Source organism: Micromonospora sp. M51 (assembly GCF_018070305.1).
GTDB lineage: Bacteria > Actinomycetota > Actinomycetes > Mycobacteriales > Micromonosporaceae > Micromonospora > Micromonospora parva.
The window spans coordinates 1-7,997 of record NZ_JAGPXZ010000228.1; the positions used below are offsets into that span (position 1 = coordinate 1).

Consider the following 7,997-nt stretch of genomic DNA (forward strand, 5'->3'; position numbering starts at 1 on the left):
GTCATTGGAGTGCACGCGTACCAGCCGTTCTGCAGCACCGGTCCTCGGAAGGACGCATCTTGGCAGCTTCCCGCCCTGCGAAGACCAGTCGTACGTCGAGCGCATTCGCTCCCCGCCGAGTTTCATTCGGCAGGATCACCGAACACCTCGAGGTCCCCAACCTCCTTGCCATTCAGAACGAGTCCTTCGACTGGCTCGTCGGCAACGAGGCTTGGCAGGGCCGGTCGGCGGACGACCCGCACGCACGCTCGGGTCTCGCGGAGATCCTTGAAGAGATCAGTCCCATTGAGGACTTTTCCGGCACCATGTCGCTCTCCTTCTCAGCGCCGCGCTTCGACGAGGTCAAGGCCTCGATCGAGGAGTGCAAGGAGAAGGACCTGACCTACTGCGCTCCGCTCTTCGTGACCGCGGAGTTCACCAACAACACCACTGGCGAGATCAAGAGCCAGACGGTGTTCATGGGTGACTTCCCGATGATGACGCCCAAGGGCACCTTCGTCATCAACGGCACCGAGCGCGTCGTGGTCAGCCAGCTCGTCCGGTCTCCGGGCGTCTACTTCGACAAGCAGCCGGACAAGACCTCCGACCGCGACCTCTCCAGCGTCAAGGTCATCCCGAGTCGGGGTGCCTGGCTGGAGTTCGACATCGATAAGCGCGACACGGTCGGCGTACGTATCGACCGTAAGCGTCGCCAGGCCGTCACCGTCCTGCTCAAGGCCATCGGATGGTCGGCCGAGCGGATCCGTGAGCGGTTCGGGTGGTCCGAGCTGATGATGACGACGCTCGAGAAGGACCACATCGCCGGCGCCGATGAGGCGCTGCTCGACATCTACCGCAAGCTGCGCCCTGGCGAGCCGCCGACGCGCGAGAACGCCCAGACCCTGCTGGACAACCTCTTCTTCAACCCGAAGAGGTACGACGTCGCCAAGGTCGGGCGCTACAAGTTCAACAAGAAGCTCGAAGTCGACGTGCCGATCACCACCGGCACGCTGACCGAGGACGACATCGTCGCCACCGTGGAGTACCTGTGCCGGCTGCACGCCGGTGAGGAGGGCTACGAGGCCGACGACATCGACCACTTCGGCAACCGGCGGCTCCGTACCGTGGGCGAGCTGATCCAGAACCAGGTTCGGGTCGGCCTGTCCCGGATGGAGCGGGTCGTCCGTGAGCGGATGACCACGCAGGACGTCGAGGCGATCACCCCGCAGACCCTGATCAACATCCGCCCGGTGGTGGCGGCGATCAAGGAGTTCTTCGGGACGTCCCAGCTGTCCCAGTTCATGGACCAGACCAACCCGCTGGCGGGCCTGACCCACCGGCGCCGGCTGAGCGCGCTCGGCCCGGGTGGTCTGTCCCGGGAGCGGGCCGGCTTCGAGGTCCGCGACGTGCACCCGTCCCACTACGGCCGGATGTGCCCGATCGAGACGCCGGAAGGCCCGAACATCGGCCTGATCGGCGCGCTGTCCACCTTCGCCCGGGTCAACCCGTTCGGCTTCATCGAGACGCCGTACCGGAAGGTCGTCGACGGTCGGGTCACCGACCAGATCGACTACCTGACCGCGGACGAGGAGGACCGGTTCGTCAAGGCCCAGGCCAACGCGCGCCTGAAGGCTGACGGCACGTTCGCCGAGGACCGGGTGCTCTGCCGTCGTAAGGGCGGCGAGACCGAGGACGTGGTCCCCGCCGCCGTCGACTACATGGACGTCTCGCCTCGGCAGATGACCTCGGTCGCGACCGCCATGATCCCGTTCCTCGAGCACGACGACGCCAACCGGGCACTGATGGGCGCGAACATGCAGCGCCAGGCGGTGCCGCTGGTCAAGGCCGAGGCGCCGCTCGTGGGTACGGGCATGGAGTACCGGGCCGCTGTCGACGCTGGCGACGTGGTGGTCGCCGAGGTCGGCGGTGTGATCGAGGATCTCTGCGCCGACTACGTCACCATCCACCAGGATGACGGCCACCGCCGGACGTACCTGCTGCACAAGTTCCGCCGCTCCAACGCCGGCTCCTGCGTCAACCAGAAGCCGGTGGTCTTCGAGGGCGACCGCGTCGAGGCCGGTCAGGTCATCGCCGACGGTCCCTGCACCGACGAGGGCGAGATGGCGCTCGGACGCAACCTGCTGGTGGCGTTCATGTGCTGGGAGGGCCACAACTACGAGGACGCGATCATCCTGTCGCAGCGCCTCGTGCAGCAGGACGTGCTCACCTCGATCCACATCGAGGAGCACGAGGTCGACGCCCGGGACACCAAGCTCGGTCCGGAGGAGATCACCCGCGACATCCCGAACGTCAGCGAGGAAATGCTCGCTGACCTCGACGAGCGCGGCATCATCCGGATCGGTGCCGAGGTCGTCCCCGGCGACATCCTGGTCGGCAAGGTCACGCCCAAGGGTGAGACCGAGCTGACCCCGGAGGAGCGGCTGCTCCGCGCGATCTTCGGTGAGAAGGCGCGTGAGGTTCGGGACACCTCGCTGAAGGTGCCGCACGGCGAGACCGGCACGGTCATCGGTGTGCGTACGTTCTCCCGCGAGGACGGCGACGAGTTGCCGCCGGGTGTCAACGAGCTGGTCCGGGTCTACGTCGCCCAGAAGCGCAAGATCCAGGACGGCGACAAGCTCGCCGGCCGGCACGGCAACAAGGGTGTCATCTCGAAGATCCTGCCGATCGAGGACATGCCGTTCCTGGAGGACGGCACCCCGGTCGACATCGTGCTCAACCCGCTCGGTGTGCCGAGCCGGATGAACATCGGCCAGGTGCTGGAGACCCACCTCGGTTGGGTCGCCAAGACCGGTTGGAAGGTCGAGGGTGACGACGCCGACTGGAAGCGCCAGCTGCGCTCGATCGACGCGCACGAGTCCGAGGGGGACACCAACGTGGCCACCCCGGTCTTCGACGGTGCCCGCGAGGAGGAGATCTCCGGCCTGCTCGAGTCGACCCTGCCCAACCGGGACGGCAAGCAGCTGATCGGGCGTACCGGCAAGGCGCAGCTGTTCGACGGTCGTTCCGGTGAGCCACTGCCGGACCCGATCGCCGTCGGCTACGTCTACATCCTGAAGCTCAACCACCTGGTCGACGACAAGATCCACGCTCGGTCGACCGGACCGTACTCGATGATCACGCAGCAGCCGCTGGGTGGTAAGGCGCAGTTCGGTGGTCAGCGTTTCGGTGAGATGGAGTGCTGGGCGATGCAGGCGTACGGCGCTGCCTACGCCCTGCAGGAGCTGCTCACGATCAAGTCCGACGACGTGCTCGGCCGCGTGAAGGTCTACGAGGCCATCGTCAAGGGCGAGAACATCCCGGAGCCGGGCATCCCGGAGTCGTTCAAGGTGCTGCTCAAGGAGCTGCAGTCGCTGTGCCTCAACGTTGAGGTGCTCTCCAGCGACGGTGTGGCCCTGGAAATGCGCGAGACCGACGACGAGGTGTTCCGGGCCGCTGAGGAGCTGGGCATCGACCTGTCCCGGCGCGAGCCGAGCTCGGTCGAAGAGGTCTGAGGTGTGCGGTCGGGGGCCGGCTCGCCGGCTCCCGACCCCGCCCGAGAATTAGCAGTACAGACGACGACATAGGGGACATAGTGCTCGACGTCAACTTCTTCGACGAGCTGCGCATTGGTCTCGCCACCGCTGACGACATCCGTCAGTGGTCGCACGGCGAGGTCAAGAAGCCTGAGACGATCAACTACCGCACCCTGAAGCCGGAAAAGGACGGACTCTTCTGCGAGAAGATCTTCGGTCCGCAGCGGGACTGGGAGTGCTACTGCGGTAAGTACAAGCGGGTCCGGTTCAAGGGCATCATCTGTGAGCGCTGCGGCGTCGAGGTGACTCGCTCCAAGGTCCGTCGTGAGCGGATGGGGCACATCGAGCTCGCCGCTCCGGTGACCCACATCTGGTACTTCAAGGGCGTTCCGAGCCGGCTGGGCTACCTGCTGGACCTCGCCCCCAAGGACCTCGAGAAGATCATCTACTTCGCCTCGTACGTCGTGACGAGCGTGGACGCGGAGTCGCGTCACCGCGACCTCTCGACGATCGAGAACGAGATCCTGGCCGAGAAGCGGCAGTCCGAGAACAGCCGCGACTCGGAGATCGAGAAGCGGGCCGCCAAGCTCGAGGCCGACCTGGCCGAGCTGGAGGCCGAGGGTGCCAAGGCGGACGTCCGGCGCAAGGTCAAGGAGGGCGGAGAGCGCGAGATGCGCCAGATCCGCGACCGGGCCCAGCGCGAGATCGACCGCCTGGACGAGGTGCTGGACACCTTCCGCAAGCTGGAGCCGAAGCAGCTGGTCACCGACGAGCTGCTCTACCGCGAGCTGCGCGACCGGTTCGGTGAGTACTTCACCGGTTCCATGGGCGCCGAGGCGATCAAGGCGCTGGTCCAGAACATGGACCTCGACGCCGAGGCCGAGAGCCTGCGGGAGACCATCCGGTCCGGCAAGGGCCAGCGGAAGATCCGGGCGCTCAAGCGACTCAAGGTCGTCGCGGCGTTCCTGAACACCCGCAACTCGCCGCTCGGCATGGTGCTGGACTGCGTCCCGGTCATCCCGCCGGACCTGCGCCCGATGGTGCAGCTCGACGGTGGCCGCTTCGCGACCTCGGACCTGAACGACCTGTACCGCCGCGTGATCAACCGGAACAACCGCCTCAAGCGGCTGATCGACCTCGGCGCGCCCGAGATCATCGTCAACAACGAGAAGCGGATGCTCCAGGAGGCCGTCGACGCGCTGTTCGACAACGGCCGTCGCGGCCGGCCGGTCACCGGCCCGGGTAACCGCCCGCTCAAGTCGCTGTCCGACATGCTCAAGGGCAAGCAGGGCCGGTTCCGCCAGAACCTGCTGGGCAAGCGCGTCGACTACTCCGGCCGTTCGGTCATCGTGGTCGGCCCGAAGCTCAAGCTGCACCAGTGCGGTCTGCCCAAGCAGATGGCGCTGGAGCTGTTCAAGCCGTTCGTGATGAAGCGGCTGGTCGACCTCAACCACGCCCAGAACATCAAGTCCGCCAAGCGGATGGTCGAGCGTCAGCGCCCGGTCGTGTGGGACGTGCTGGAAGAGGTCATCGGCGAGCACCCGGTGCTGCTCAACCGGGCGCCGACCCTGCACCGCCTGGGCATCCAGGCCTTCGAGCCGCAGCTGGTCGAGGGCAAGGCCATCCAGATCCACCCGCTGGTCTGCACCGCGTTCAACGCCGACTTCGACGGTGACCAGATGGCGGTGCACGTGCCGCTGTCCGCCGAGGCTCAGGCCGAGGCGCGGATCCTGATGCTGTCGTCGAACAACATCCTCAAGCCGGCCGACGGTAAGCCGGTCACCATGCCCACCCAGGACATGGTCATCGGTCTGTACCACCTCACCCACCGCACCGCTGGTGAGAAGGGCGAGGGCCGGGCGTTCAGCTCGGACGCCGAGGCGCGGATGGCCTTCGACAACGGCGAGCTGCACCTGCAGGCGCCGGTGAAGATCCGCCTGCGTGACGTGGTCGGGGTCGACAACGGTGCTGGCGCCGAGGCGTGGACCGCCCCGGAGGGCTGGGTCGAGGGTGACCCGCTGACCGTGGAGACCACCCTGGGCCGGGTGCTGTTCAACGAGACGTTGCCGCAGGGCTACCGCTTCGTGAACTACGAGATCCGCAAGGGTCAGCTCTCCGCGATCGTCAACGACCTCGCCGAGCGCTTCCCCAAGGTGGCGCTGGCCGCCACCCTGGACGGGCTCAAGGAGGCCGGTTTCCACTGGGCCACCTGGTCCGGCGTGACGATCGGTATGGAGGACGTCATCGCGCCGCCGCGTAAGGCGGAGATCCTGGCCCGGTACGAGAAGGACGCCGACCAGATCGACAAGCAGTACCAGCGTGGTCTGATGACCGCCGAGGAGCGTCGCGGCGAGCTCATCGAGATCTGGACCAAGGCGACCAACGAGGTCGCCAAGGAGATGGACACCGCGCTGCCGCAGGAGAACCCGCTGTGGAAGATGATCAACTCGGGTGCTCGCGGTAACCTGCTCCAGCTCCGGCAGATCGCGGCGATCCGTGGTCTGGTGGCCAACCCCAAGGGCGAGATCATCCCGCGGCCGATCAAGGCCAGCTACCGGGAGGGTCTGTCCGTGCTGGAGTACTTCATCTCCACGCACGGTGCCCGCAAGGGTCTGGCCGACACCGCGCTGCGTACCGCCGACTCGGGTTACCTGACCCGTCGTCTGGTGGACGTCTCGCAGGACGTCATCATCCGTGAAGAGGACTGCGGCACCGACCGGGCGATCCCGATGCAGATCGGCGAGAAGCTGGACGGCAAGCTCGTCGTCCACACCCACGCCGAGACCAGCGTGCACGCCCGGACCCTCGCCGACGACATCAAGGGGCCGGACGGCACCGTGGTCGCCGAGCGCGGGCAGGACATCAACTCCATCGGGGTCGACAAGATCGTCGCCGCTGGTGTGGAGACCGTCCGGGTGCGCAGCGTGCTCACCTGCGAGTCGAAGCTCGGCGTCTGCGCGGCCTGCTACGGCCGGTCGCTGCCGACCGGTAAGTCGGTCGACATCGGCGAGGCGGTCGGCATCATCGCCGCCCAGTCCATCGGTGAGCCCGGTACGCAGCTGACGATGCGTACCTTCCACACCGGTGGTGTCGCGGGTGAGGACATCACCCAGGGTCTGCCGCGTGTTCAGGAAATCTTCGAGGCTCGGGTCCCGAAGGGTAAGGCGCCCATCGCCGACACCCCGGGCCGGATCCGGATCGAGGACGGCGAGCGCTCGCGCAAGATCATCGTGGTGCCGGACGACGGCAGCGACGAGATCGTCTACGACAAGATCTCGAAGCGCGTCAAGCTCCGGACCCACGACGGCGGTCACGTCGCGGTCGGCGAGAAGCTGACCGAGGGCACCATCGACCCGCACGAGCTGCTGCGGATCATGGGTCCGCGGGCGGTCCAGGTCCACCTGACCAGTGAGGTCCAGGAGGTCTACCGCTCGCAGGGTGTGCTCATCCACGACAAGCACATCGAGATCATCATCCGCCAGATGCTCAAGCGGGTGACGGTCATCGACTCCGGCTCGACCGAGTTCCTGCCGGGTGTGCTCGTCGACCGGGCGCTGTTCGAGTCGGAGAACCGCCGACTCGTCTCGGAGGGCGGCGAGCCCGCCGCCGGTCGTCCGGTGCTGATGGGTATCACCAAGGCCTCGCTGGCCACCGACTCCTGGCTCTCGGCGGCCTCCTTCCAGGAGACCACCCGGGTGCTGACCGACGCTGCGATCAACTCGCGCAGCGACTCGCTGGTCGGCCTCAAGGAGAACGTGATCATCGGAAAGCTCATCCCGGCCGGTACCGGCATCAGCAAGTACCGCAACGTCCGGGTCGAGCCGACCGAGGAGGCGAAGGCCAAGGTCTACTCGATGACCGGTTACCCGGAGACCGACTACGGGTTCGGGCCGGCCAGCGGGCAGGCCGTGCCGCTGGACGACTTCGACTTCGGGTCGTACCGCTAAGCACCAGTAACACGACGAGGCCCCCGGTGAAAGCCGGGGGCCTCGTCGTGTCCGTGCCCACCCACCCCGCGACCGGGTTCGGCATGATGGGGGTATGACGACAGCACCCGGGCAGGTGTCCGTCGCCCAGCCGGACCTGCGTCACCCGCTGGACCCGGACCCGGCCCGCGCCACGAAGGCACGGGCGGTCTTCGCGCTCGGCCTGCTCGGCATGCTGACCGGGTTGTTCATCGGAGGCGTGGTGCCGGCCACCGTGGCCCTGCAACTGGCCCGGCAGGCGCGCCGCGAGGCGTACGCGTCGGGGGGTTTCCTGACCGGCAGCGTGTGGCTGCGGCGGGGGGAGCGGATGGCCTGGACCGGTCTGGTGCTGGTCGCGGTCAGCGTGGTGGCCGCTGTGGTCATCGGGGTGGTCCGGCTGGCCGGTGCCCCGTTCGGCCACGACTACCCGGCGAACATGGACTGAGGCCGCCGGTGGCCGCGCCCGGCGCGGGTGGCGGCGCTCGCGGCGGTAGCCTGGCCGGTGTCCGCCGCGTGGCGG

3 protein-coding genes are annotated in these 7,997 nt (G+C 67.3%); all 3 read left to right on the forward strand.

From position 1 onward, the window contains the following. Positions 1-59 precede the first annotated feature (59 nt). The 3 genes from KBX53_RS14550 (at position 60) to KBX53_RS14560 (ending at position 7,922) form a co-directional block, all read left to right on the forward strand. Positions 60-3,491, forward strand: coding sequence for a DNA-directed RNA polymerase subunit beta (locus tag KBX53_RS14550; protein WP_030329876.1), 3,432 nt, complete (start codon positions 60-62; stop codon positions 3,489-3,491). Positions 3,492-3,571: 80 nt separating this feature from the next. Continuing rightward, positions 3,572-7,459 (forward strand): DNA-directed RNA polymerase subunit beta', encoded by a 3,888-nt coding sequence (locus tag KBX53_RS14555; RefSeq protein WP_030329878.1) that lies wholly within the window; start codon positions 3,572-3,574, stop codon positions 7,457-7,459. A 94-nt stretch (positions 7,460-7,553) separates the two neighbouring features. Further along, positions 7,554-7,922, forward strand: coding sequence for a hypothetical protein (locus KBX53_RS14560; protein ID WP_210859764.1), 369 nt, complete (start codon positions 7,554-7,556; stop codon positions 7,920-7,922). Positions 7,923-7,997 lie beyond the last annotated feature (75 nt).